The sequence below is a fragment of the Bradyrhizobium sp. SYSU BS000235 genome (assembly GCF_049747295.1).
Lineage (GTDB): Bacteria > Pseudomonadota > Alphaproteobacteria > Rhizobiales > Xanthobacteraceae > Afipia.
The window spans coordinates 177509-200396 of record NZ_JBMHJM010000003.1 but is presented as its reverse complement, the minus strand read 5'-3'; the positions used below and the strand labels follow the sequence as shown (position 1 = coordinate 200396).

Annotated in this window: 22 protein-coding genes and 2 pseudogenes; 9 read left to right on the top strand and 15 right to left on the bottom strand. The window is 58.7% G+C overall.

Going from position 1 to position 22888, the window contains the following annotated elements; translation table 11 throughout:
* Positions 1 to 729 precede the first annotated feature (729 nt).
* The 3 genes from ACP0KA_RS27580 to ACP0KA_RS27570 all read right to left on the bottom strand — a co-directional run bounded on the left by ACP0KA_RS27580 (position 730) and on the right by ACP0KA_RS27570 (position 2740).
* Positions 730 to 1902, bottom strand: a complete 1173-nt coding sequence (locus tag ACP0KA_RS27580; protein WP_424632147.1) for a sensor histidine kinase — start codon at positions 1900 to 1902, stop codon at positions 730 to 732.
* A gap of 126 nt (positions 1903 to 2028) precedes the next feature.
* A complete protein-coding gene (locus ACP0KA_RS27575) occupies positions 2029 to 2193 on the bottom strand; it encodes a hypothetical protein (protein ID WP_424632146.1) in 165 nt (54 codons plus the stop codon).
* Positions 2194 to 2539: 346 nt separating this feature from the next.
* Positions 2540 to 2740: a hypothetical protein gene (locus ACP0KA_RS27570; protein ID WP_424632145.1), complete on the bottom strand. Its 201-nt coding sequence runs from the start codon at positions 2738 to 2740 to the stop codon at positions 2540 to 2542.
* A 234-nt stretch (positions 2741 to 2974) separates the two neighbouring features.
* On the opposite strand from ACP0KA_RS27570, the gene ACP0KA_RS27565 reads away from it, so the two are divergent.
* Complete coding sequence (locus ACP0KA_RS27565; RefSeq protein WP_424632144.1) at positions 2975 to 3142, top strand: RlpA-like double-psi beta-barrel domain-containing protein; 168 nt, start codon at positions 2975 to 2977, stop codon at positions 3140 to 3142.
* Between the two features lie 625 nt (positions 3143 to 3767).
* Here the strand turns inward: ACP0KA_RS27565 and ACP0KA_RS27560 are convergent.
* From ACP0KA_RS27560 to ACP0KA_RS27545, 4 genes are all read right to left on the bottom strand, one after another.
* A complete protein-coding gene (locus ACP0KA_RS27560; protein ID WP_424632143.1) occupies positions 3768 to 3962 on the bottom strand; it encodes a hypothetical protein in 195 nt (64 codons plus the stop codon).
* A 229-nt stretch (positions 3963 to 4191) separates the two neighbouring features.
* Positions 4192 to 4398 carry a hypothetical protein gene (locus ACP0KA_RS27555; RefSeq protein ID WP_424632142.1) on the bottom strand — a complete coding sequence of 69 codons (207 nt, stop codon included), beginning with the start codon at positions 4396 to 4398 and terminating at the stop codon, positions 4192 to 4194.
* Positions 4399 to 4486: 88 nt separating this feature from the next.
* Positions 4487 to 5779 carry a DUF892 family protein gene (locus tag ACP0KA_RS27550; RefSeq protein ID WP_424632141.1) on the bottom strand — a complete coding sequence of 431 codons (1293 nt, stop codon included), beginning with the start codon at positions 5777 to 5779 and terminating at the stop codon, positions 4487 to 4489.
* 170 nt (positions 5780 to 5949) lie between these two features.
* Entirely contained in the window at positions 5950 to 6447 is a 498-nt protein-coding gene (locus ACP0KA_RS27545; protein WP_424632140.1) for a ferritin-like domain-containing protein, read from the bottom strand.
* Between the two features lie 321 nt (positions 6448 to 6768).
* On the opposite strand from ACP0KA_RS27545, the gene ACP0KA_RS27540 reads away from it, so the two are divergent.
* The 3 genes and pseudogenes from ACP0KA_RS27540 to ACP0KA_RS27530 all read left to right on the top strand — a co-directional run bounded on the left by ACP0KA_RS27540 (position 6769) and on the right by ACP0KA_RS27530 (position 9159).
* A complete protein-coding gene (locus ACP0KA_RS27540) occupies positions 6769 to 6972 on the top strand; it encodes a hypothetical protein (protein ID WP_424632139.1) in 204 nt (67 codons plus the stop codon).
* A 1061-nt stretch (positions 6973 to 8033) separates the two neighbouring features.
* A pseudogene (locus ACP0KA_RS27535) lies at positions 8034 to 8615 on the top strand (RNA ligase family protein); the annotation flags it as partial.
* A 54-nt stretch (positions 8616 to 8669) separates the two neighbouring features.
* Positions 8670 to 9159, top strand: a pseudogene (locus tag ACP0KA_RS27530) (SOS response-associated peptidase family protein).
* A 26-nt stretch (positions 9160 to 9185) separates the two neighbouring features.
* Here the strand turns inward: ACP0KA_RS27530 and ACP0KA_RS27525 are convergent.
* From ACP0KA_RS27525 to ACP0KA_RS27515, 3 genes are all read right to left on the bottom strand, one after another.
* Complete coding sequence (locus tag ACP0KA_RS27525) at positions 9186 to 9950, bottom strand: XRE family transcriptional regulator (RefSeq protein ID WP_424632138.1); 765 nt, start codon at positions 9948 to 9950, stop codon at positions 9186 to 9188.
* A 136-nt stretch (positions 9951 to 10086) separates the two neighbouring features.
* On the bottom strand, positions 10087 to 10338 hold the full coding sequence (locus ACP0KA_RS27520; protein ID WP_424632137.1) for a hypothetical protein: 252 nt from the start codon (positions 10336 to 10338) through the stop codon (positions 10087 to 10089).
* 144 nt (positions 10339 to 10482) lie between these two features.
* Entirely contained in the window at positions 10483 to 10701 is a 219-nt protein-coding gene (locus tag ACP0KA_RS27515; protein ID WP_424632136.1) for a hypothetical protein, read from the bottom strand.
* Between the two features lie 166 nt (positions 10702 to 10867).
* Here ACP0KA_RS27515 and ACP0KA_RS27510 point away from each other — a divergent pair, with 166 nt between their 5' ends.
* Positions 10868 to 11539 carry a DUF4365 domain-containing protein gene (locus tag ACP0KA_RS27510; RefSeq protein ID WP_424632135.1) on the top strand — a complete coding sequence of 224 codons (672 nt, stop codon included), beginning with the start codon at positions 10868 to 10870 and terminating at the stop codon, positions 11537 to 11539.
* A complete protein-coding gene (locus tag ACP0KA_RS27505) occupies positions 11527 to 11772 on the top strand; it encodes a hypothetical protein (protein ID WP_424632134.1) in 246 nt (81 codons plus the stop codon). Before ACP0KA_RS27510 ends, ACP0KA_RS27505 begins: the two co-directional genes overlap by 13 nt.
* 585 nt (positions 11773 to 12357) lie before the next feature.
* Here the strand turns inward: ACP0KA_RS27505 and ACP0KA_RS27500 are convergent.
* The gene (locus ACP0KA_RS27500; RefSeq protein ID WP_424632133.1) at positions 12358 to 12702 is read right to left on the bottom strand and encodes a hypothetical protein; all 345 of its coding nucleotides are present in this window, start codon (positions 12700 to 12702) and stop codon (positions 12358 to 12360) included.
* Positions 12703 to 13122: 420 nt separating this feature from the next.
* Positions 13123 to 16881 (bottom strand): vitamin B12-dependent ribonucleotide reductase, encoded by a 3759-nt coding sequence (locus ACP0KA_RS27495; protein ID WP_424632132.1) that lies wholly within the window; start codon positions 16879 to 16881, stop codon positions 13123 to 13125.
* Between the two features lie 673 nt (positions 16882 to 17554).
* Here ACP0KA_RS27495 and ACP0KA_RS27490 point away from each other — a divergent pair.
* Positions 17555 to 18490 (top strand): DMT family transporter, encoded by a 936-nt coding sequence (locus tag ACP0KA_RS27490; RefSeq protein ID WP_424632131.1) that lies wholly within the window; start codon positions 17555 to 17557, stop codon positions 18488 to 18490.
* Between the two features lie 89 nt (positions 18491 to 18579).
* Here the strand turns inward: ACP0KA_RS27490 and ACP0KA_RS27485 are convergent, their stop codons facing one another.
* The 3 genes from ACP0KA_RS27485 to ACP0KA_RS27475 all read right to left on the bottom strand — a co-directional run bounded on the left by ACP0KA_RS27485 (position 18580) and on the right by ACP0KA_RS27475 (position 21223).
* Complete coding sequence (locus tag ACP0KA_RS27485; RefSeq protein ID WP_424632130.1) at positions 18580 to 19035, bottom strand: BA14K family protein; 456 nt, start codon at positions 19033 to 19035, stop codon at positions 18580 to 18582.
* Positions 19036 to 19218: 183 nt separating this feature from the next.
* The gene (locus tag ACP0KA_RS27480) at positions 19219 to 19932 is read right to left on the bottom strand and encodes a BA14K family protein (RefSeq protein ID WP_424632129.1); all 714 of its coding nucleotides are present in this window, start codon (positions 19930 to 19932) and stop codon (positions 19219 to 19221) included.
* Positions 19933 to 20083: 151 nt separating this feature from the next.
* Entirely contained in the window at positions 20084 to 21223 is a 1140-nt protein-coding gene (locus ACP0KA_RS27475) for a mechanosensitive ion channel family protein (RefSeq protein WP_424632164.1), read from the bottom strand.
* Between the two features lie 161 nt (positions 21224 to 21384).
* Between ACP0KA_RS27475 and ACP0KA_RS27470 the strand changes: the two genes are divergently transcribed.
* Both ACP0KA_RS27470 and ACP0KA_RS27465 read left to right on the top strand, forming a co-directional pair.
* Positions 21385 to 21795: an NADH:ubiquinone oxidoreductase subunit NDUFA12 gene (locus ACP0KA_RS27470; protein ID WP_424632128.1), complete on the top strand. Its 411-nt coding sequence runs from the start codon at positions 21385 to 21387 to the stop codon at positions 21793 to 21795.
* 157 nt (positions 21796 to 21952) lie between these two features.
* Positions 21953 to 22876 (top strand): DUF2155 domain-containing protein, encoded by a 924-nt coding sequence (locus ACP0KA_RS27465; protein ID WP_424632127.1) that lies wholly within the window; start codon positions 21953 to 21955, stop codon positions 22874 to 22876.
* The last annotated feature ends 12 nt before the right edge of the window (positions 22877 to 22888 follow it).

The window sequence follows — 22888 nt, the reverse complement described above, 5'->3', positions numbered from 1 at the left end:
GGCGTAAGCGCGGTGGCAGAAAGCAGACCCGCGGCCCAGGCCGAGGCAGGTTCTCTCAGCGTACGCGGCTGTCGATGGGTTGCTCTGGCGAACCTAAGCCGGAGCCAGGGCTTCCGACTGGTTGGCCATTTGGCGCTGTTCCCACACCGGAATTTCGATTGGCCTGAGAAGGCGACGTGGCAGCAGCATCGTTTGAGTTGGGGCTATTCTGGCTCTGACCTGAGGTCGTGCCGGGCGTCGAACCAGCGCTGTTAGCTGAGGGAGCCGTCGACGTGCCAGTGCCTGCGGAGCCAGCAGCGGATCCGCTACCGCCAGCCGCACCGCCGCCACTTCCACCTCCCGAGCCCTGGGCCAACGCGGGAACGGAAGCGGTAGTGAGCAACGCGACTAGAGCTAAAATCAGTATTTTGAACATGTCGCTCTCCGGAAGCTGTGGGATGTCAGGTACCGGCTGGCCTCGTGGATTTGCAGTGCACGGCCAGCCGATCCTGAGAGCCATCCGCAGGAATCCGGTCTGGACGGATCGAACGATTGGCATGAGTCCAATGGAAATCTGCTGCGCCCGTTCCACGGAGGAAGCGCTCTAAGTGGGATTGCTGAGCAGAGGCGAGGAACTGTGAATGCGAGATATTGCTGTTTGGCTTCCACTGGTCTGCGCCAACTTCCCCGTGATGCGAAGGCGATGGTGCGAAATCTGTAGCTAAGTGCGAAATCCCGCGCGAGTTCACTTTAACTTATAACGGGGAAGGTGACTGAAGTTGACGTCCCATTCGGAGAACTCTCCTGCTTGACCTCGCCACCAATCTGTCGGGCGAGCGAGCTGATCAGTTTGAGTCCCGAGCCGCCGGGGCGCGGACTTTGGACTCCACGGCCATTGTCCGCAATTGTGAGCCGGGCCTCGCCGTAGCCGACGCCTGCTTGTAGCCTGATTGTAATCTGACCACCCGCCTCGCCAAAAGCATGCTTGATGCTATTGGTCACTGCTTCGTTGAGCACGAGACCAAGCGGTACCGCTCGGTCGATGGACAGCTCGATCTCGTCTGCCTCGAACTCAATTGCAACCTTGTCTACTTGCTGCTCGATCGAAGCGGAAAGCGCCCGCAGGTACGAAGCCACATCGACAGCGTGTACATTATGCCGAGGCGAGAGCTGATCGTGTGCGAGTGAGATCGCGTTGATCCGATTGGCCACGTGGTCGAGTGCCCGCTGAATTTCGATATTCTCAAAGCGTCGCTTTTGGATGCCTATTGATGAAAGAATGATTTGGAAATTATTCTTTACCCGATGTTGAAGCTCGCGAAGTAGCAACTCCCGACGCTGCGCCTCTGCTGCGGCTTCTGCCAAGGCAGCAGCTTCACCGCGCTGAGATGCCTGGCGTTGGACCGTCGAGCCGATGATCGCAGCGGCTGCGGTCATAAACTCAAGCGTGTCATGACTGAACTCACGGTAAGAGGAACTGTCAACCTCGAGCACTCCCCAGGCGGCGCCGTCGAATAGGATCGGTACGTTGGCAAGGGAGACGATGCCGTGCTCCTTCAGTATCTCAGAGATGACGAAGCCGGGTGCGCTTGCTGTGTTGGCGATAAAGACCGATTCCGCTGTTTGGAACGAACGGCCAGGGGGCGATCGCAGATCCGACGGGAACGTCGCCACACGGACAAGCCCTTCTTTCCAACCAAGCCCCGCAGCCATCAGAAGGTCCGCGGTCTTTCGCCGGTAACGCAAGATCTTGACGTGGTCGATCTCGACGGCGCGTGCCACCTGCACAACCGCCTGGTCGAGGAACCGGTCAATGTCGGAGTATTGTCCAGCGAGTCGGCCAAGATCGACGAGAATGCGAATGTGGCGGCGTAGCTTTTCGATTTCGTTGGGGTCGCCGACCGAAGGGAGCTTTCCTGTCATGGTGAGCGATAATCCTAACCTCGGCGAAATGTCGAGCTCCTACCGCTGCGGCCCAGGTCACCTTGGCGCAACGATGTGTCAGCCGCTAAACAGAAAGCTTCTCCGCACGTTCCCTCCATGTTGGGCCTAGCGTTCGGGTTGCTTGGTCTGTTGCCGTTCCAGGTCCTCAATCAGAGAGCGAATGCGACCGGCGGTCAGTTCATCCACATGCGGGATCATCTGTTTGTATTTCGCGATCCTAGCTAGGATCTGTTGTTCCCGGTTATTCATGTCAGTCATCGTCAGTGCCATGCGCAGTTGCCCCTGCGCTAGTTAGAACGGCCTGCCCGGGTCGCAGGTTCGCCTAGAACCCTTCTCATTTGCGCGATGCTTATGCGGGTTACAAAACGACTTCAAAGAACTGAAAGTTAAGGATGTTAAACACACTTCGAGACCGGCTGGCTAGTCGAGGGCCCGTCAGCCGGCCGCAGAATGTGCCACACTGACCGTTGCCTTAGCTGGAAGGTCAGTCAGGTGTCACGCCAGTAAAATTTCGATTTCCTCCGCGCGTTCCCGCGGCCGCACATCATCGCAGAAAAATCCCGGCTGGCTCATGTCAGACCATGCCGGGTGAGCAGTTGTCGCCGAATGGCCGCAGTTATCTATTGATAATCAATGCCAGGAAGAAGCCAACCGCTGCTGCAACGACCAATGAACCGAGGGGTTGCTCCTGCACGGTCGATACGATCGCGCGGCTTCCTTCGCGATAGTATTCGCTACCGCGTTTCATCGGGTCCTTGGCGAGGTTGCTCACGACTTCACCCACTTTACCAACGGCATCGTTCGTATCCTTGTCCATGGATCGTCCTCCTGATGTTGCAGGCTAACCGTCGTCATTTTCGAGGGTTCCGTACAAGAGGAAGAGGATTTCCCGGACCCCGGCTGGCTCATTCAAACCAACGGGCGGAGTTTTCCGCCGCCCAAAGGAAAGCGGCGGATTGCAGAGACGGCAAAGGAGCCCGACCGATTCAGTGGCGACGGACAGCTAACGACGAAATCATGAACCCCCGCGCCATTACCGCATCACACAAGAATGCCGTTCGGGTCGCGTGTGACCGTTACCGATCTTCGGACTGGCGGAAGCATCACGATTCGCTTCAACAACCGTGGACCGTTCGTTCGTGGCCGCTGCATTGATCTCAGCTATGGCGCTGCAAAGGCGCTCGGCATTGGCGGGACGACGAGGGTGTTGGTCCAGTGATCTTCCAAGATCCTAATAGCCTGGCCGTCACGGTTGGTCTGCTCTGTCTGGCCTATGCGGTGCTTTCCAATCCCAGCTCTCGTCGCGCTTCGCTCTCCCGGCGCCGTGGGGAAATCCTGGAAAGCGCGCGGGAGGCAGTGGGTCGCCTCGTTCCCAGAGGCGAAGAGAACAAAGCCCAGGCTTGTCGTTGTTTCGGTAACCGGGCTGCATCTTCAATGCCAGCGCCAAAGAGCGCTCGCTGTCGTAACCACGATGACAATCGCAAAGACCGTAATAATCAACGGCATGTCTTTTCGTTCGCGGGGTGTCATTAGTCGCTACTTCCTACAAAAAATAATCCAAAACCTTGTCCACAAAACAGAGGCGATTCGAGCGCGCACTCCACTCAAAGCCTGCTCAGGACGGCTTTAGATTCGTGTTCTCGCGCACGCCGCTCTCGCTTCAAGAGCCGATCGTCAGGGAAGGGAGTTCCTAGGCGTTTTGCATGGGCCTTAACACTAACTATGCTTCGGCGGAGAGATACCGCTGTGCGCGCAGCGGAAACGCCCGATGCGACTAACTGTTGAAGACGTTGAAGGTCTTCCGGTTTCCATGTCCGGCTTGTCACATGTTTCATTTTTCGTCCCTAGGTTGGCGGCTGCAGTCCGGGTGACGAAAGCCAGCCATCGATAGACGCCGCTGTTTCGATCTGCCTGAGTTTTTTCTGAATAGCCTTGCGCTCGCCGCTTCCCGCAGGAAGGGACGCGAGCTTCATTTCAAGCTGCTGCCTTTCGCTCGCTAGGCGCTGAGCGAGTGATTGCGCAATAGATTTGTCGGACATGAGGATCTCCCACGCACTACATTGGGCGGGAGACATTTGGCCTCTCATCACCGATAAATGCCGGTAAGACCGCGCGGTGATGAAGTTAATGTACACGTGTTCATGAGCGAGCGCCGTATCATTTGGTACGTGGAATCAGATTGATGGTACGCCGCAACAACGAGGCAGGCCGTAACCGGCTCGTTGCGAGCTCGGTCGAACATTAAGAGCGTAACACTAGCTGGGGATGTTAGCTGCCTGACACGCCGTTGGGATCGTTCTCGCCTTCATGGCTGGCAGTCGCTTTCTCGCCATCCAGCCAATCTTGCTCTTCCGCGATCGCTCGCCAAGCCCGTGCCATGCGCCTGAAACGCATAGAGGACGGCTTATCCCGCGCTCTTTCGGCGAGATGCAAGCAATTATAGGCGTTCTGCCTGAATTGATCAGATGGCTTCATGAGCTGCGCTCCAGATCGTTTGCCACCCCGTAAATGATGATCCGGGTGGCTCGCGAGGCACCCGGGATCGGAGTTTGACGCCTTGACGTTAAATGCGGCTCGTTGCTTCTTCCACACTCTCGAGGGCGGCCGGCATCTTGGCGACTGACATCAGCGTTCGCGAGACCTGATTTAGCAACTGGTCGGAATTTTCCTCCTCGGCGAGCGATTTCGACAGCAGTTCCACGAGAGCGCTGTGGCGAAGCTGCAAGGCGAGATTCTTCGCCGTTGTATAGGCGGAAATCTCATAGTGCTCGACTCGTTGCGCCGCGCCGATCAACGCAAGGTCCGCCGCCGCATCGTCCTTTGTTTTGCCCTCGTCCATCACTTCCTGACCTTCCTCGACCAGGCCCATCATGCCTTTGCAGGGCTTGACGCGTGCAGTTGCGCCTAGCAATGAGAGGCACTCATTGAGCCGCTCGACCTGGCTTTCAGTTTCTACAAGGTGCTGCTCGAACAATTCGCGAAGACGCTCGAAGCGGGCGAACTTCGCCATTTTCGGAAGCGCCTTGGTGAGCTGCTTCTCGGCGTGCAGGATGTCGCGGAGTTCGTCGACCAGAAGGTCGTTCAGTCCCTCAGGTGCCGTGGGTGGTGAACTCTCGGTCTTGATGGCAGACGCCTCTTCGCCGGGCGGCTGGGCCTGAAGGGCTGGTGCGCTCACGAACTCCCAATCGCCACCCTCGTTCCAGGGGCCGCGGGTATCGATTTCGCCTTCGTCGCCTGCGCCAGTGGAGTCGTTGAAGAACTGATTGACCAGTCCCGGGGTGGGCGCGAGCTTGCCGATGGAGAACGCTGGCTTGTTCATGCTTTCCAGGGCGGCCGCGAACGCCTTCATGTGCGTGATCTCGCGCGTCATCAGGAACTGCAGCGCGTCCTTGCTGCCAGCGTCATCGCAGAAGTTGATCAGCCGCTCGTAGACGATCTTGGCCCGGGCTTCGGCGGCAATGTTGCTGCGCAGATCGACATCGAGCTCGCCGGTGATCTTCAGATAGTCGGCGGTCCAGGGATTGCCTTGCGAATTGAAAAGATTGACGCCGCCACCGCCCGCAATGGCGATGAGGGGATCGGCCTCGGCTTTCTCGCGATCGAACTTCATCGGCTTCAGGTGCATGCGCGCGAGGCAGCCCACGATTTCCAGATGGCTCAGCTCTTCGGTGCCGATATCCATCAGGAGATCTTTGCGATCCGGATCTTCGCAATTCAGGCCCTGAATGGAATATTGCATGGCGGCCGCGAGCTCCCCGTTCGCGCCACCGAACTGTTCCAGGAGCATGTTGCCGAAGCGAGGATCGGGTTCGTCGACGCGAACGGTGTACATGAGTTTTTTAACGTGATGATACATGGGAGCCTCGGGAGCTGGAGGAATAATATGACCAATGCCCCGTAGTTACGCGTGTTCCTATGTGAGGCCCCGTGCTTTCGAATTGCTCCGACACGCAATGTTCGTATGCCGGCTCGTCTGACAATCAGCCGCGAAACGGGAGGCGCACCTAGTTCCGTCCGATAAATTTCCTAGGCCGCTGCTCTTGACTGTTTCTGCAGGTAAGCAGTAGTGACCTTTGCGATATTCGCTGAAATCCATTCAGCCATTGCTTCCTCTTCGTGCAGGTTGGTTTCGAGCGCGGCTACACAGTTATCAGCACCGGCCGGACCACACATGGCTAACAGCGATTTGTAGGCGGCGATTTCATAGTTTTCGAACGCGTTGTTAGCCAACGTGTTCTTAAGGACCTCATCATCAGCGGTGGCGTGCGCCATCGCCGCCATATTACCAATGAAGGATTGCGCGGTATCTTTTAGCGACGAGGTGCTCTCGTCGAATTTTGCCAGACAGTCTTCTAATCTCTTCATTTGACCTTCAGTCTCAGCGAGATGGCTCTTCACCTTAGCCTGCACGTCTGGATAATCCGTTAGCCTTTCTGACTGGCGTTCCATCATTTCCCGAGCTTGGGTTTCCATGGCGTGAGCGTTGCGAAGACCCGCAACGAAAATGTCCCTAATCTCTGTCATCGTCCTTCTTCTCCTCGGATTTTTTAGTGTGTTCTCGGCCGCCGACAAAGCGGCGGTCGTCTTGTTTTGTCACCGCTCGTTCACGATCAGCCTGTTCGTGGTGTTGGATTCGATCGATACCGCGTCGTTCCTTTGAAATTGCCGTCGCCGTCAACCGTTGCCAACATCGCAATCGAAAGCTGATCGATCTGTTCCCAACCGGACGATTGGTCGCGCCTTTCATTAACGGCGGACGCCAAGACATTAACGGCGGACGCCAAGAGCATTACGGAACACGCGCAGTAAATTCGCTTTATCCGGAAAACCACGGTGGAGTACCCGATGAAGCAACTTTTTTTGGCCGCCGCTTTGCTGACGGTCGCGGCCTCAGGAGCGGTGAATGCTCAGGACACAGGTATTGCCCGAGAACGTCGGCAGGCCCGGGTGATTTACGATACCTACCAGCAATGCCGCGCGGCCATGTCTGGCCAAGGCGGCGAATGCGTCAGGAATTTCTGGCACACGCCGTTAGAAGCTCAATCCTAGCCGCTCTCTTCGCCGGGGCCGCGGCTGTTGCGCATAACCGTTCGAGCCCGCGGCGCCGTTATTTTTCGTGGAGGTAGTGTTGGAGCCGGAGCTTCTCGAGCGTCTTAAGGCATGGTGTGAGCTCAGAAACGCCGTCGCCTCCCTTTGGCTCCTAGGCGGTCAGGCAGCCGTGGAAGCTCGGCCTCTCCAATTCGCCATCGAGCTCCGACCAACGAGAGGCAAGCATGACTGGGCGTTGGCAGAATACGTAGCTTACTCCGAGGAATGGAAAACTGATCTATCCAGGATGGTGCGAGCCGGAATTAATTTGATTGCGTTTCGTGATGAGTTAGATCGTCCGTTCGAGCCCGGTCATAACGCGCTGCTAATCTGGGAACGGACAGGGGTGATTGCTGAAGTAAAATAGGGCGGTTCATCGCGGCGCCTTCTAATCGTCGATTTTCTAAGGCTTGCCCAACAGCGGACTCCGATGATTGATGCGAGGGCTTGTCTGACCAGTGGCCAGCAAGATCCGGATATCGAGCCGCTTTTCCGCGCGCGGGCCCACTCAGGAGGGCATTTGTACGGTTAGAAATAGACAGAGAACCGCAATTAATCCCCACACCATTTTTGCGATGAGTTTTCTCCTACCAGCATAGGGGTCATGATATCTGGCACTTTTCGGTCTTCTGATCTCGAATGGACCGCCGCGCTCGTGCGAGGTCGCGCTGATCCGGGAAGGGAAATCCTTCTTGGCGTGCTTTTCCTTGAACTGCTGCTAAGCTTCGCTTGAAATGAACGCCGCCCTTACAGGGGATACGCCGGTCTCAACGAATTTTTGAAGCTTCTCGAGATCTTCAGTCTTCCACGTTCTGCTGGTTGGGTGCTTCATGAAATGCGCGCGCCTCCGTTGAATTGCATCTAATTCCAGACCCCGGCCAAAGTTCCCGGGAATCGGAACCGCATCAAGAGCGCGGCATTATCAAGCTTGAAAGATCAGCAGCGCTGAACGTCGGATGTACACGGCAGCGTGAGAGGCCTCGTCGTCCCCAGCGGCGGGGCCTTTGCTTTAGGAGCGTGAGTTGCGTCGCGTCGTTAAAGAGAAGGTCGGCAAAAAGGCTGCGTTTCCCGGCTTCATCAAACCGGCTCTCGCAGAGCAACTACGTCGCCCCCCGAAGGGCGGAGAATGGATTCACGAAGTTAAGTTCGATGGCTATCGTGTACAGATTCACGTCGCCAACGATGCGGTGAAGGTCTTTACCAGGCGCGGTTACGACTGGACGTCCCGTTTCAAAAAGATCGCGACAGACGCTTGGCGCATCAATGCGCGCTCGGCGATCATCGATGGCGAAGTCGTTGCCCCGGCGGCAGACGGGGTATCGGATTTTTCCGTGCTGCAGGAGGAGATCAGAGCGAAGCGGTCAGACAAGCTCGTGATGTATGCGTTTGACCTGCTCTACCTTAACGGCAACGACTTACGTGCCGTGTCGCTCGAGCATCGCAAAGAGCGGCTTCGCGAGCTCGTCCGAAAGACCGAGATTTTATTTAGCGACAGCTTTGAGGCGGAGGGAGCGGCAATCTTTGCGCGCGCCTGCGAAATGGGGATCGAAGGCATCGTCTCGAAGCGCAAGGGCAGCCGGTATCGATCGGAACGAACCAATGATTGGATCAAGTCCACATGCCGGCAGCGTGAGACGCTGGTCATCGTTGGCTATGCAGTGAGGGAAAATCGTTTTGATGGGCTTTACCTCGGACGTCGGAATGGCGATGGCAACGGCATCGAGCTCGTCCCAATGAACTTCAGCTTGCCGCCCCCCCGGATCACGGGGAGGCCCGGTGTTCAACTTTCGCTCTGAAGGGCGGAATTTCGAGAAATCGCACCGCTGCTTGATCCCGGCGTCGGCATTTTTCGAGTTCACTGGGAAGAAGTATCCGAAAGCGAAGCACCGCTTCACGCTCAACGGCGAGCCGTTTTTGGCGATCGCGGGGATTTGGCGGGAAGGAAAGAATGGTGGGACATCTGCTTTTGCGATGTTGACCACCGAGCCGGGGCCAGATGTCGAGCCCTATCATAATAGGCAGATCGTTGTGCTGAAGCCGAAAGATTGGGCTCACTGGATTTATCTGACCAAGCCCCAGGCGGAACTGCTGCGGCCGCTCCCTGAGGGATCGTTGGCGGCGGAGACGGTTCGAGAAGGCAGCGATTGATCAGTGGTCCATGTCGCCGACGGCATTTAGCCGAAATCCCTCCCGACGCTCTCGGCCGCCGCAAGTGCCGCCTTGATCTTCCCGCGCTCAAGAGCTGCGCGCCCAGTCAAGCCACCAAGTTCGCCGTGCGGCTGCACGAGAAAGCGATAAACCGCCCAAGGGCCGCCTAAACGCTCATGCAGGACCGGAAGCTCGGCATAGGGCTTGCCCTCGGCGTCGAGCTGCCAGATTGGGAAACGAAAGCCGCGCTTCGCGCCGTCCAGTCCCAAAACTCGGCCGCTCTGGCGCTTCGTGTTCACCGTCACCCGGGTGGTGCCGAGCATCTTGGCGAACGCATCCGCGCTCAGCATGTCGTCGCCGTTGAGGATCTCGGCGGCACGCGAGCGGCCGCGATCTCGCGCCGCGGCCAGCGCTAACTGCAGTTCAGGGGCTGCCGCCGTGGCCTCTTCCGCTATCGACGCAGGTGCGGCGACAGTCTCCTCAATGGGCGTCACGAGCGTCCTCCCTTCGGCATCTACATCGACGCGAAAGCTGACCCGCCGGCCGGCCGTGCGGCTCTTGTGGATGGCATCCCCATAGCCTTGTAAGAGCGCCTTCATCCGCTTGGGGTTTTTAGTGAGCACCTTGGACGCGGCGTCTGGGACCTTCAGCTTAAAGCCGGCCGTTCCTTTTGGCTGGGTCTCATCCAGTCCGATGAAAAACGCCGTTGTGTTGAAGGACGATTTTCCGGCGGTCCGGCCTCGGCGACTCGTCCCGCGACGAACGCCCGCCTTCGATTTTGTAGCTGCCATGATCCAATCTCCGTCGGAGCATCATGACATGGGTCGGTAAATTCGTAAAGTTCGTAAAGATGGCGGATTTAGGAGTCTCCGCGCGCGGCGCTTTCGCGCTCTCCCGAACGATCAATCCATAAGCTGGCGGGTATGACTATGGGTCGATAAATTGGACTTGCTTCGGAGCGCCCTTAAACTCTTGCCGCTGCAAAATAAGCCCCGCCGTGAGCCATATCACGACCGCCACAAGTACTGAGAGCCAACCAAAGGAATTATCGACGACGTAGGCCACCATGAGTCCTACCAACGCCGACGTCACCGATATTAAGAGCCAGAGGATCCGAACCATCTTTCGTTCTAGCCATGCCACTCGTTCGGTGAGTTCGTCGACCTTGTCCGGTGTCATTCTGTCTCCTTCAGGTCATTTGAAGCTTCAGCGGAAGGTGCGTTAAAAACGTCCAGTGCGAGAAATAATATCATCCAGCAAAGCGAATTGCTTTCACCCGCTACGGCTCGGACAACTCGTCGCCAAATTTCTGGGACAACAACGCTAACCCGCTCGAAAAAATAAAAGCAAAGCGGGTGCCTTATATTGATCGATCACAGCTTGAATGCGTAGTCGACGATTACTTGGCGCTCCCGTAGGACCGCGCAATGCGTTTGTGATTGCCTGCGTCAGCGACTGGATCTGATCGTCGGCAATTTCGGCGTCGAACATGATGAACTTGATGCGGGAAGTGCCCGTAGCCTTTACTGAATTCTTTGCCATTACCCGGTTTCCGAACTAAAGGAGCGAATCAGTCGTTGTAGTAGCAAGCTCCTGTATCCTCCGGTTGCAGGTTCCATACAAGGGCGAAGTTGCTGGTTTGTTCCGATTTTGGTGGCCAACTTTACTGTCGTCATAGTCTAAGCGGTGAAAAGCTTGAGAATGGCTGATGAAGCAAGTGGATAGAGAGGGGGTGAATGCCGTAGAGGGCATTTTCCTCAGGGAGTTGAAGTGGATTTTTCGAGAGCAACCGATCTCCGATTGGGGGATCGATGCCCACGTTGAGGTGACAAACCGGGACGAGCCGATTGGCCGGCTCTTGGCGCTCCAGATCAAGAGCGGAAAGTCCGTCTTCCGCAAGCGGGGCGAGACCTATGTCTTCTATGGTGAAGAGCGGCACCTGCGGCATTGGCGAAGCCACTCCCTCCCGGTTGCCATCATTCTGCATGATCCCGACAGGGGACTGACGCTGTGGCAGCGGGTGGAAGAGGATCAGGTCAAGTATGGGAAGCGGGGACGTTGGTCCATCGAGATACCGCCGACGCAGATTCTGAATGCGCAGGCGGCTGAAGGTCTGGAAAAGGGGGTCTCCGATGTCACTGCCTTCCGTAGGCTCCGGTTGACCTTCGATCTTCCGTTAATGAGGGAATTCGCCTCGAAGGAGGAGGTCTATTTCTCGATCGAGGAATGGGTGAACAAGAGTCTGGGCTTCCGGGACGTTAGTATCTATTTCAGCGCCGACAACATGGACGATAGCGAAGCGGACCATCTCATTAGCGCTTGGTATCCGACGCACAGCATCGGTGAATACATGGCCAACGTGTGGCCGTGGCTGTCTTAAACGATATGCCCCAGCGGTCGGGATATGAAGAGGTCGAGGAGCACAAGATCAACGTCGTCCTCAACGACATCGGCAAGGCGTTCCTTTTGCTGGAGGACTATTACGCGAACGGCGCTGAGTTGATCGAGTCAGAGGTTCCGGATGTGGAATACGACTTTGACGCCGAGGAATATTACCGGTCGCTGCATGAAGATGAGGAAAGAGAGCGCGCCGAGAGAAAAACGTCGATCTGACGTTGGGCAATTCCGAGAATCCTGACCTCACGGTCCGATGGAGTCGCCCGCGCAAATTGATCGATACTTCGCCCAAACATTCATGTTCCGGGCACTAATGGAAGGCATTGCGGAGGAGCTCGATATCTCGGTCCAAGACGATCCAGGATCGGACGCTCGCGGAAGTCATCGCGGAAATTGCCGGGATGAAGCTGCACGCGATTGGCCGGCCGGACCATCAAGCGGCAATGGCCAAGTTTGACCTCGCCACCAAGGCAATCTTTGACGAGTATCCCGCAGAGACGCAGCAGTAGTTCGCTGCGGAAGCTCGCTCGTATTTCCTATCCGTGACCAGCACGCATTACGCGTGGCTTGTCTGTCATAGCTGATGGCCAGATTCTCTGTGAACACGTCGGCCTTATGATGAGCGAGCCGATCTCTGGGCTTTCCAAATATGCCGATCTTATGTGGGGGCTGGGCCGATCTTATCGGGTCTGTGCCGATCTTATGTGGGGGTCAACAAGGACACCAGCCAGTGCCAAAATCGAGCGTGTAGAACATGCGCATAAGTTTCCTTATGCGAAATTCGAAGAAAACCCCTGAGATTTATTCTTGCTTTTCGCCCCTGTAATCGCCAAACGGCGAGGAGGCTTGCGCTTCTAGGCTTTGAGCCATCGCCATGACGAAACTGGCCGCATTCGCCGGAAAGTAGTCAGGCCCGATTTGCTCGATCATATTCTCAACAACCTGGCGGGCTTTCGTTGCGTCTACCGCAATTAATTCTGCGGCGTGATCACGCAATGCTGCGGGTACGATGTCGACCGTGTTTTTGAGCCTTTCCAGGCACTCCAACCATTTTCTCTCGCTATCGGTGAGGTCGTAAAACCCATGCCTTTCCCAAAACTGGTCCTGTGCCCTCTCAAATCGGTCTTCAAGATCATCAACTCGCATCGCGATCGCCTCCTTCGTTAAAGAAATGTTCCGCGTATGTTCCCTTGCATGTCAAGCTCCCGACCTCGACAAGTCGCGGTATCGCCGATGACGTATGATTTTAATCGAATTGGATGCTCTTCAAGTCATCGGCTTGGCGATGGTTTTTTGATGAAGTCCTTCGCCTAAATTTGGTCCAGGCGGTTTCAGCCGACGTTCGTCGTCAGTGCTGGCGCGGTGTAACTGCTGTTTGGCGTTCCGGTAGCCGCAACATCCCATGCAGACGAATGAAGCTGAAAAAACCCGCCGTTTCAGGCGGGTTTTTCGGCGCTAGGCGCAATTTACTAACTGCGGCATATCTAACGTGCCAAGGCTGCGGCTGTAAGATACCGTGAGGCAAACCAACGTGCCGCTCACATCTACAACAACAGCTCCGAACTGTTAGCTGCAGCCCGTCGTGCTTCCGCACGTGTCGCACTTCATGCAGGTGCCGTTGCGCACCAGCGTGAAGTTCGAACACTCGCCGCACATGTCGCCTTCGTAACCCTTGGCCTTGGCTTCGGCGCGGCGTTCGGCTTTTGACGGTGCTGCAGCGGCTGCCGCTGAACCTGCCTTGCCCCACGCTTGCGCCTCGAGCTTTTCGGTCGGCGAAAGATCACGCTCCGGTTCTGCCGTTTTCAGCGCGGTGGCGCCTTCGGCCGCTGAACCGCTCGATGCCAGTGCCGTGACGCGTGCGCCGCCGGCCGGTGCATCGCTCGCGGTCGAAGCCACGGAGGTCGCGGCACCGCCGCGCATCACGACGAGATTGTCGCTGCGAGAGCGGGTGAGACCCTTCGAGAGATACTTGGTCGCGGTGTGCTGACCGTCTTCCGGCGACTTGCCTTCCTCGACACCCTTGCCGAGCGCATCGAAGTTCGACTCGGTCGGATCGACGTGGGCGAGGTCGTAACGCGACATGTAGCTGACCGCGAGTTCACGGAACACGTAGTCGAGGATCGAGGTCGCGTACTTGATGGAGTCGTTGCCCTGCACCGGACCCGCTGGCTCAAAGCGGGTGAAGGTGAAGGCGTCGACATATTCCTCAAGCGGCACGCCGTATTGCAGACCGAGCGACACGGCGATGGCGAAGTTGTTGATGAAGGAGCGGAGCGCGGCGCCTTCCTTGTGCATGTCGATGAAGATCTCGCCCAGGCGGCCGTCGTCATATTCGCCGGTGCGCAGGTAGACCTTATGTCCGCCGACCACAGCCTTCTGGGTATAGCCCTTGCGGCGATCCGGCATCTTCTCGCGCTCACGGATCACCGTGACGCGCTCGACGATTTTCTCGACGATCTTCTCCGCGATTTGCGTGGTGCGCGCCGCCATCGGCTTGTCGTACAACGCCTCGACCGCATCGTCCTCTTCATCGTCATCCGAGATGAGCTGGGCATTGAGCGGTTGCGAGAGCTTCGAGCCGTCGCGGTAGAGCGCGTTGGCTTTCAGCGCGAGCTTCCATGACAGCAGGTAGGCTGACTTGCAGTCCTCCACCGTCGCGTCGTTCGGCATGTTGATGGTTTTCGAGATCGCGCCCGAGATGAAGGGCTGCGATGCCGCCATCATGCGGATGTGGCTCTCGACCGACAAATAGCGCTTGCCGATCTTGCCGCAGGGGTTGGCGCAGTCGAACACCGGATAGTGCTCGGCTTTCAGGTGAGGTGCGCCTTCCACGGTCATCGCGCCGCAGATGTGGACGTTCGCGGCTTCGATGTCACGCTTGGAGAATCCGAGGGTGGCGAGCAGATCGAAGCCCGGCGCATTGCTGACGTCGGGGGCGATGCCGAGCGCGTCGCGGATGAAGTCTTCGCCAAGCGTCCACTTGTTGAAAGCGAACTTGATGTCGAACGCGGTCGGCAGTGCCTTCTCGATCTTGGCGAGGGCTTCATCGGTGAAGCCTTTTGCCCTGAGCGTCGAGTTGTTGATGCCGGGGGCATTCGACAGCGAGCCGTGACCGACAGCATAAGCCTCGATCTCGGCGATCTCGCTTTCAGGATAGCCGAGCGCGCGGAGCGCTTCCGGAACAGCGCGGTTGATGATCTTCCAGTAGCCGCCGCCTGCAAGCTTCTTGAACTTCACCAGCGCGAAGTCAGGCTCGATGCCTGTGGTGTCGCAATCCATCACCAGACCGATGGTGCCGGTCGGCGCGACCACAGTCGTCTGCGCGTTGCGATAGCCGTGCTGTTCGCCGAGTTCGAGGGCCTTGTCCCAGGCGGCCTTGGCATGGGTCACGATATCGGCCTGCGGGCAACTTGCGTGATCAAGCGGCACCGGATTGACGGCGAGGGCTTCGTACCCCGAGGCATTGGCATGCGCGGCACGACGATGATTGCGGATGACGCGCAGCATGTGCGCTGCATTCTTCTTGTAGCTGGGGAAGGTGCCGAGCTCCGAGGCCATCTCAGCCGAGGTGGCGTAGGCCACGCCGGTCATGACCGCGGTCAGCGCGCCGCACAGCGCACGGCCTTCCTTGGAGTCGTATGACAGACCCATGGTCATCAGCAGGCCGCCGATATTGGCGTAGCCGAGGCCCAGCGTGCGGAATTCATAGGAGAGTTCAGCGATCGCCTTGGATGGGAACTGCGCCATCATCACCGAGATTTCGAGCACGACGGTCCAGAGCCGGCACAGATGCTCGTAAGCCTCGACGTCGAAACGGCGGGTCTGGGTATCGTAGAACGTCAGCAGGTTGGCCGAGGCGAGGTTGCACGCGGTATCGTCCAGGAACATGTACTCCGAGCACGGATTGGAGGCGCGGATGTCGCCGGACGCCTTACAGGTGTGCCAGTCGTTCATGGTGGTGTTGAAGTGCAGGCCGGGATCGGCGGAGGCCCATGCGGCGTAGCCAATCTTCTCCCACAGGTCGCGGGCCTTCAGCGTCTTGGTGATCTTCTTGTTGACGCGGCCGATCAGATTCCAGTCGCCGTCGGTTTCCACCGCGCGCAGGAAGTCATCCTTCAGCGAGACCGAATTGTTGGAGTTCTGGCCGGAGACGGTGAGGTAGGCTTCCGAATCCCAGTCGGTGTCGTAGGTGTCGAACGCGATGTCCGTGTAGCCCTGCTTGGCGAATTGGATCACGCGCTTGATCATGTTGTCGGTAACGAGCGCACGGCGCGCGAGCTTGATCTCGCGGCGCAGGGCAGGGTTCTTCTCCGGATCGAAGCAATCTTCACCCGGGCCTTCGCAGTTCACGCAGGCCTTCAGAATGGCCTTGAGGTGCTTCTGGTTAACCTTGGAGCCGGTGACGAGGGCCGCAACCTTCTGCTCCTCGCGAACCTTCCAGTCGATATAGGTTTCGATGTCCGGGTGATCCGCATCGACCACGACCATCTTGGCGGCGCGGCGGGTGGTGCCGCCGCTCTTGATGGCGCCGGCTGCGCGATCACCGATCTTGAGGAACGACATCAGGCCGGACGAACGGCCGCCGCCGGACAGCTTTTCGCCTTCGCCGCGCAGGCGCGAGAAGTTGGAGCCGGTGCCGGAGCCGTATTTGAACAGGCGCGCTTCACGCACCCACAGATCCATGATGCCGCCTTCGTTGACGAGATCGTCCTCGATGCCCTGGATGAAGCAGGCATGCGGCTGCGGATGCTCATAGGCGGATTTGGACTTGGTCAGTTTGCCGGTCTTCCAGTCCACGTAGAAGTGGCCCTGGCCCGGACCGTCGACGCCATAGGCCCAGTGCAGACCGGTGTTGAACCATTGCGGCGAATTTGGCGCGACCATCTGCTTTGCGAGCATGAAGCGCAGCTCGTCGTAGAAGGCGCGTGCGTTGTCTTCCGAGGTGAAGTAGCCGCCCTTCCAGCCCCAATAGGTCCAGCAACCGGCCAGGCGATCGAAGACCTGCTTGGACGAGAGTTCGCTGCCGAAGCGCTCAGCCTCGGGCAGGGCGTCGAGTGCCTCGGTATCCGGGACCGAGCGCCACAGCCAGGACGGAACGGTCTCTTCCTCGACCTTCTTCAGCCGTGCAGCGACGCCGGCCTTGCGGAAATACTTCTGCGCCAAGACGTCGGACGCGACCTGCGACCAGAATTCCGGAACCTCGACGTTCTCAAGGCGGAACACCACCGAGCCATCGGGATTGCGAATCTCACTGGTCGTCAGCCGGAATTCGATCTCGGCGTAAGGTGACTGACCGTCCTTGGTGTAGCGGCGTTCAATTCGCATCGTAGTGCCCCGTCGTTGCCAGGCGCGACCGTCCGCAACGGTAGCGCCGGAGATTTCAATTTGCGAACCCGTTGGTTCGCCATTCGCCGTTCACATCAACCGATGCTCCGGCCTGTTAACTCTGCTGGAGCATCACAGGGTCCCCCCGGGAAACTTCCCAGACCCCGTTCGCTCCGACGCCCCAAACCCGCCTTTTCATTCCGCGCTTGAACGCGGTTTCGCTTTTCTGCGGCGGGTCCCAAAAGAGCAGACAATTCCTCTGTCCGTGGCCTAACGGCGCGACGGAGATGTCTTCTTGGACCCTTTCAGGGAGGTGCCCGGCGGGACTGCAAACTCCCGCGCCGAACAGTCCCAAAGCTAGGCCGACTCCGTCAGGCACGTCAAGGATTAGTATCAAATCCTGAATCAAAGACTAAATATGGTGGAAAGCGTGGAATACCAGCGGAAAAATGCATCGCCGGAGCGGTTCGCAGCGCGAGAAGTATCAGCGAGTCCCTGTGGATTCGGAAGCCGAATTCGCAAGTATCTGTGAGTTCTTGTGCCGCCGCCGGTGGGTCTCCGAAAATGCCTGATCGGTATGCGCGGAAAACGCCGGTTTCGGGTGGATCATGAGCGTGCCGCGTGGTCTTTCTCCCCATCTTCCACATGGGTGGACGAATCGAAGGACGGATCCGTGGACACGCGCACGCCTCAAGACGTCTTGACCGAGCCGCTAACGGTGAAGCCAATCCCGCCGGGCCATGGCTCTCGCTCGGCCGGGTATCTGATGCTGCTCGTCACGGCCCTCAGTTGGGGCATCAACTGGCCCGTCGGAAAGCATCTCCTCACTGAACTGCCGCCGCTGACCATGCGTGGGGCGCCCGGTGCCCTGGGTGCCGTGTTGCTTGCGGTTGTGGTCTTGGCGAAAGGGCAGTCGCTTCGCGTACCGTTGGGGCAGTTGCCTCGGCTGGTGCTGTACTCGGTCCTGACCGTGACAGGCTGGATGGCGCTAATCGGCCTGGCGCTGGTGTATCTGCCGGCAAGTGAGACGGCCATCCTTGGGGCCATGATGCCGGTCCTGGCGGCGGCATTGGCGTGGCCAATCCTCGGCGAACGTCCGTCGGTCCGGCGCGTGATCTCGATGATCATGGCGCTGGCGGGATTGGTCATCCTGCTCGGCGGCGACGGAATTGCAGCGAACCAAGCCAAGATGCCCGGCATCGTGCTGGCGCTGTCGGCTGCACTGTCATTTGCCCTGGGAACGGTGCTGGCCAAACGTAAACCGCTCCAACTGCCGCAACTGACAGCAGCGGTATGGCAGATCGCGATCGGGTGCGTCCCGATTGCCTTATACGGGCTTCTTTTCGAGCACCCGCAGTTCGCGCACTTGTCTACGCTCGGATGGTCGCTGTTTGCTTATTCAACCATCGTTCAGGTTTGCATTGGGTTCGCGTGTTGGTTCGGCGCGCTTCAGCGATTGCCGGCATCGGTTGCGGCCATCGGAACGCTTCTGATTCCGGTGATTGGCGTCGTGGCTTCAGCCGTCAGTTTAGGTGAGCCGCTCGGCGTCGTTCAGGTGGCCGCGCTGGGATTGACGGTTGCCGGCGTGATGCTCGCGTCGCGTTCGTAACTGAGAAAGTTTTTATTGGACATCAAAAAAGGCGGCACATCTGCATGTGCCGCCTTTGAAATTCTAACTGTCCGCTTTTCAATAAGAGCTTACGGGCAGGGGTGCCGCAGTCCGTCGTAACCGAGATAGGTCCCAGAACCGGGATCATACGACTTGAAGCGCTGCATACAGTACGAGACCGCATCGCCACCGGCATAGCCAGGCTGGACGACGACTGGTTCGCTGTAATAGCCCGGTCCGTAGTAACCGGGGCCGTAATACGGATTAGCCGCACCTGCAGCGATCGCGCCACCGATCAGGGCGCCCGCTGCAAGGCCAACGCCGACACCGGCGCCGCCCCATCCACGTCGATACCCATAGCCGCGATACCCGTAGCGACGCCACTGGACTTCCGTCAGTAATGGATTGCTGTTGTTTGTACCAGCAGCTGAAGTTGCAAGCACTGAAGCCGGTGCCAGCGGCGCGGCATTACCCGAAGACATCGCAGCCAACGGAAGTGCGAGTGCAAGCGCTGCAACAGCACATCCCTTCTTGAAGGTCATCATTCTCTTTCACTCCAAATCCCGCTCCGACCATCGGAACCACCGGGGCTTAACTTGTGGGATGCAAACGGGTTCCCGTTTCGCGCCAAACCCGATTTTGCCATTAATTCAGGCGCTTCTGGGGCGGTTCCATGAATGGAACGATTGCCCCAGAAGCGAAGTTAACAGTCAATTTCGTCGGGCAAATTACGGGCACGGATGCCGTTGCCCGTCATAGCCGAGATAGGTGCCTGACGACGGATCGTAGGACCTATACCGCTGGGCACAGTAGGAAGCGTCACCGCCAACACCCTGCTCAACGGCGACGTACTGGCTGCCGTCGTTCCCGTAATAGTCATCCCCGTACCCGTAGCCATCGGCATAGGCATAACTGTCGTAGTAGGGGTCGTTATAGTAGTAGGACGAGCCGATTGCTCCGGCTGCGAGGCCCGCAGCAACGCCGTATGCGGGCCAGTACCGGTTACGCCAGCGGCCATTATGCCAGTAGCCGCGATTCCAATTTCCACGATTCCAGTTGCCGCCTCCGGCCCAACGTTGGCCGGCGAAAGCTGGGCGTCCAGCGATCGCTGAGCGGCCGGCGAAAGCGCCAACGTTTCCGACGCGCGGTCCGGCGGCGATAGCTCGTCCGCCGGCGAAGCCTCCGGGACGCGCTGCGAAGCTAGCGCCGCGGAAACCTCCGGTGGTCATGCCGCCGCGGAAACCTCCGCCTGCCATGCCGCCACGAAAACCGCCGCCGCCCATGCCGCCGCGGAAGCCACCGCCGCCTCCATGGAAGCCTCCACCGCCATGGAATCCGCCTCCACCGCCGCGGCCGCCGCCTCGGGCATCAGCTGTGGATGCTGTCAGGACAGGGACGGCGACCAGCAGTGCCGCCGCGCCGAGAACCTTGAGATTGATCATCGTTCATACTCCGGGTGAACCTGTTGAAAGAACGGATGGCCATGCGAGGCGTTCCATCCCTTCAAGGTTTCGACCATCGTCACAGACACAAACCCAACGCAGGCTGAACGGATTGCGTCCAAACAGTGTCTGCGATGACGCGCATTGCTGGTCAGCGGTTCTCAGCTACCAACGACTGCGGAGCCAATTCGGTGTGATGAAGTGGCCCATGCGGCACAAACTCCTGACGCATCCGCGGCAGCGCGTCGGGATACTCTTCTTGCAGATAAGCGATGAGCTTCTCGCGCACGTCGCATCGCAAATCCCATGCGGACGGCGCGCTGCGAGCGCTTAGTAGTGCGCGGAGTTCAATCGTGTGGTCCTTGGTTGCGTCGCTGACCTGAAGCACGACGACACGACCGTCCCATAGCGTGGACGCGTGCGCGATCTCCATGAGCTTTTGACGGACTCTTTCGACCGGCACGGTGTAATCCACATAGAGAAAGACAGATCCGATCAAGGCGGATGTTTCGCGTGTCCAGTTCTGAAACGGCTTCTCGATGAAGTAGCTCAGCGGCACCACCATTCTTCGCCAATCCCATAATTTGATCACCACATAGGTCGGTGCGATCTCTTCGATGGTGCCGTATTCGCCCTCGATCAAAACCACATCGTCGAGCCGGATCGGTTGCGCGATTGCGATCTGCACACCGGCGATCAGATTGGAGAGCAGCGGCCGCGCCGCGAGACCAATCGCCAGACCTGCGACGCCGGCCGATGCAAACAGGCTGACGCCATACTGGCGGACCTGGTCAAAACTCATCAGCGCGGCACCGATGGTCATGATGATGATCAGCGTATCGGTCGCGCGTTTGAGGATACGAACCTGCGTCACATGTTTGCGGGCGAGCAGGTTATCTTCAGCGTCGAGAGAATAACGCCGCAGATAAACTTGCGAGCCGATCTGTGCCGCGGTGAGGGCGCTCCACCCGAGCAATGCGATGAAGGCGATGTTGAGGACACTCGCGAACATGAGTGCGGCGCGGTCGCTGATCGGCGCGATGCGTACCGCAAAAGACAAGCCGATGACGATCAACGCCAGCCGCAATGGTCCCTTGCTATGTGTCAGCAGTGCGCGGGTTTTAGGATGGCGCACGCCGAACGTGCTGCGCAGCGTGTGGACGATGATCGCGTAGATGACGAGTGCAATGAGCACGCTGCCTCCGATCAGCGCCGTGGCGGATATCCAGTCCGGCAGCAGCGTGAACGCGTGCATGGCTTCAAAGTAGCTGGATCGAATAGCGTCGAGCATCTTCCGGCTGTCCATGATCATGTCGGGAGAAACCACAACGCGTGGCTGCGCCGACGGTTCGCGTGATGTACCAAGTTGCTGTTGGTGCTGGACAATTAGGGCGTCCGGTGGCATCAAGCCCTCGAACCGCGTGGCATCGCCCGCTTACCTTGGATTCGCCCATGAAGCTGTTTTTCCTGCGCTTTTTCACATGGTGGAACGGCTCGACCTTCGGAACGCAGCTTTGGACCCGCCGATTCGGCGAGTTCGTGGGAACGGATGAGGGCGGCAACCGCTATTTTCGGACCCGCGGGGGCAAGATCGATCCCACGCTGGGCTTTGAGCGGCGCTGGGTGATTTACAATGGCCTTGCCGAAGCGAGCCGCGTGCCGCCGACATGGCATGGGTGGCTTCATCACACTGTGGATACGCCTCCCACCGAGAGCGACTACAAGCCGCGCGAGTGGGAAAAGCCGCACCGTCCGAACATGACTGGTACGAGCGCCGCTTACCGTCCGACAGGTTCGACCATGGCCACGGGCCGCCGGCCGAAAGCGACCGGCGATTACCAGGCCTGGACGCCGGGTCAGTAGCTCGGCTAATTCTTCAATTGGTCACTGAAATGCGGCCCGCCGGTCTCATTTTACACGCCCTTTCCGTGCCTTAATTGACGTGTTAACCGGTCTCTGCGCGCGGACCATTGGCTGTAGAATAGCGCGAGCCCGATTCGCCGAGTACAAAGTCGCGCAGATGATCCGAACCGTCGCCACACTTTCCTTCGCGGCCATCATGGCTGCCTCGCTGACGTCGCTTGTGGCTCCCGCTCGCGCGCAGATCGGCAATATTTTTTCGGATCGACCACGGCCGCCGGCCGGTGTTCCTCAGGGTGAACCCGTTCCAGACGACGAAGAGGACGTGCCGGATCTGCCGCAGCAGGGACGTATTTTGCCCACGCCCACTCGTCCGCAGCCTGCCCCTCCGCCGGGCAGGGGCGTGCCGCCGCCTGACTCAGTTCAGAGCCAGCCGTTGCCGCCGCCACCGGGACACCCTGGGCAGGCAGCTCCACCCAGTGTTGCCAACAATCCGCCTGTAAACACGCTGCCGGGATTGCCTCCGGGTCAGCGTCAGCCGCGTGGTACGCCGCCGACGTCCGCGCCTCCGACACCTGCGACCCTCCAGCCGGGGGACGAAGTCGTCACCGAGCCGCCAGCGCAGAAGATCGTCAACAAGCAGGCTGTTTTTTCGGGGCTCGACAAGATTACTGGGCGCATCATCAAGTTTGATGCGGATATCGGCGAGACCGTGCAGTTCGGTGCACTGCGCATCAAGACGGATGCCTGCTACACGCGGCCGGCGACGGAAGCTGCCAACACTGACGCATTTGTCGAGGTCGACGAAATCACGCTGCAGGGCGAGGTGAAGCGGATTTTCTCAGGCTGGATGTTTGCAGCCAGTCCGGGACTGCACGGTGTCGAGCATCCGATTTACGACATCTGGTTGACCGACTGTAAGAGCCCGCAGGCCACCGTTGCTTCGCAGGAAGCGCCCAAGCCGGCCGCGGCGGCACCGCCGCCACCGCAGCAGCAGAAGCGGCCCGCACGACAACCCGCTGCCGTAACCGCACCTCGGCCGCCCGCACCTCCACCACCTCCGCCATATCCTGGCTTCAGGTAGTAAAGAGGTTAG

What these genes read in the sequence shown, in the direction of transcription:
- ACP0KA_RS27475 (WP_424632164.1), bottom strand. Translation starts at nt 21,223, where the DNA reads ATGCTCGACGCTATTCGATCCAGCTACTTTGAAGCCATGCACGCGTTC.
- ACP0KA_RS27570 (WP_424632145.1), bottom strand. Translation starts at nt 2,740, where the DNA reads ATGGACAAGGATACGAACGATGCCGTTGGTAAAGTGGGTGAAGTCGTG.
- ACP0KA_RS27520 (WP_424632137.1), bottom strand. Translation starts at nt 10,338, where the DNA reads ATGACACCGGACAAGGTCGACGAACTCACCGAACGAGTGGCATGGCTA.
- ACP0KA_RS27525 (WP_424632138.1), bottom strand. Translation starts at nt 9,950, where the DNA reads ATGGCAGCTACAAAATCGAAGGCGGGCGTTCGTCGCGGGACGAGTCGC.
- ACP0KA_RS27470 (WP_424632128.1), top strand. Translation starts at nt 21,385, where the DNA reads ATGAAGCTGTTTTTCCTGCGCTTTTTCACATGGTGGAACGGCTCGACC.
- ACP0KA_RS27545 (WP_424632140.1), bottom strand. Translation starts at nt 6,447, where the DNA reads ATGACAGAGATTAGGGACATTTTCGTTGCGGGTCTTCGCAACGCTCAC.
- ACP0KA_RS27560 (WP_424632143.1), bottom strand. Translation starts at nt 3,962, where the DNA reads ATGTCCGACAAATCTATTGCGCAATCACTCGCTCAGCGCCTAGCGAGC.
- ACP0KA_RS27540 (WP_424632139.1), top strand. Translation starts at nt 6,769, where the DNA reads ATGAAGCAACTTTTTTTGGCCGCCGCTTTGCTGACGGTCGCGGCCTCA.
- ACP0KA_RS27550 (WP_424632141.1), bottom strand. Translation starts at nt 5,779, where the DNA reads ATGTATCATCACGTTAAAAAACTCATGTACACCGTTCGCGTCGACGAA.
- ACP0KA_RS27510 (WP_424632135.1), top strand. Translation starts at nt 10,868, where the DNA reads ATGAAGCAAGTGGATAGAGAGGGGGTGAATGCCGTAGAGGGCATTTTC.
- ACP0KA_RS27465 (WP_424632127.1), top strand. Translation starts at nt 21,953, where the DNA reads ATGATCCGAACCGTCGCCACACTTTCCTTCGCGGCCATCATGGCTGCC.
- ACP0KA_RS27485 (WP_424632130.1), bottom strand. Translation starts at nt 19,035, where the DNA reads ATGATGACCTTCAAGAAGGGATGTGCTGTTGCAGCGCTTGCACTCGCA.
- ACP0KA_RS27575 (WP_424632146.1), bottom strand. Translation starts at nt 2,193, where the DNA reads ATGGCACTGACGATGACTGACATGAATAACCGGGAACAACAGATCCTA.
- ACP0KA_RS27480 (WP_424632129.1), bottom strand. Translation starts at nt 19,932, where the DNA reads ATGATCAATCTCAAGGTTCTCGGCGCGGCGGCACTGCTGGTCGCCGTC.
- ACP0KA_RS27500 (WP_424632133.1), bottom strand. Translation starts at nt 12,702, where the DNA reads ATGCGAGTTGATGATCTTGAAGACCGATTTGAGAGGGCACAGGACCAG.
- ACP0KA_RS27580 (WP_424632147.1), bottom strand. Translation starts at nt 1,902, where the DNA reads ATGACAGGAAAGCTCCCTTCGGTCGGCGACCCCAACGAAATCGAAAAG.
- ACP0KA_RS27495 (WP_424632132.1), bottom strand. Translation starts at nt 16,881, where the DNA reads ATGCGAATTGAACGCCGCTACACCAAGGACGGTCAGTCACCTTACGCC.
- ACP0KA_RS27565 (WP_424632144.1), top strand. Translation starts at nt 2,975, where the DNA reads ATGCCGTTCGGGTCGCGTGTGACCGTTACCGATCTTCGGACTGGCGGA.
- ACP0KA_RS27515 (WP_424632136.1), bottom strand. Translation starts at nt 10,701, where the DNA reads ATGGCAAAGAATTCAGTAAAGGCTACGGGCACTTCCCGCATCAAGTTC.
- ACP0KA_RS27555 (WP_424632142.1), bottom strand. Translation starts at nt 4,398, where the DNA reads ATGAAGCCATCTGATCAATTCAGGCAGAACGCCTATAATTGCTTGCAT.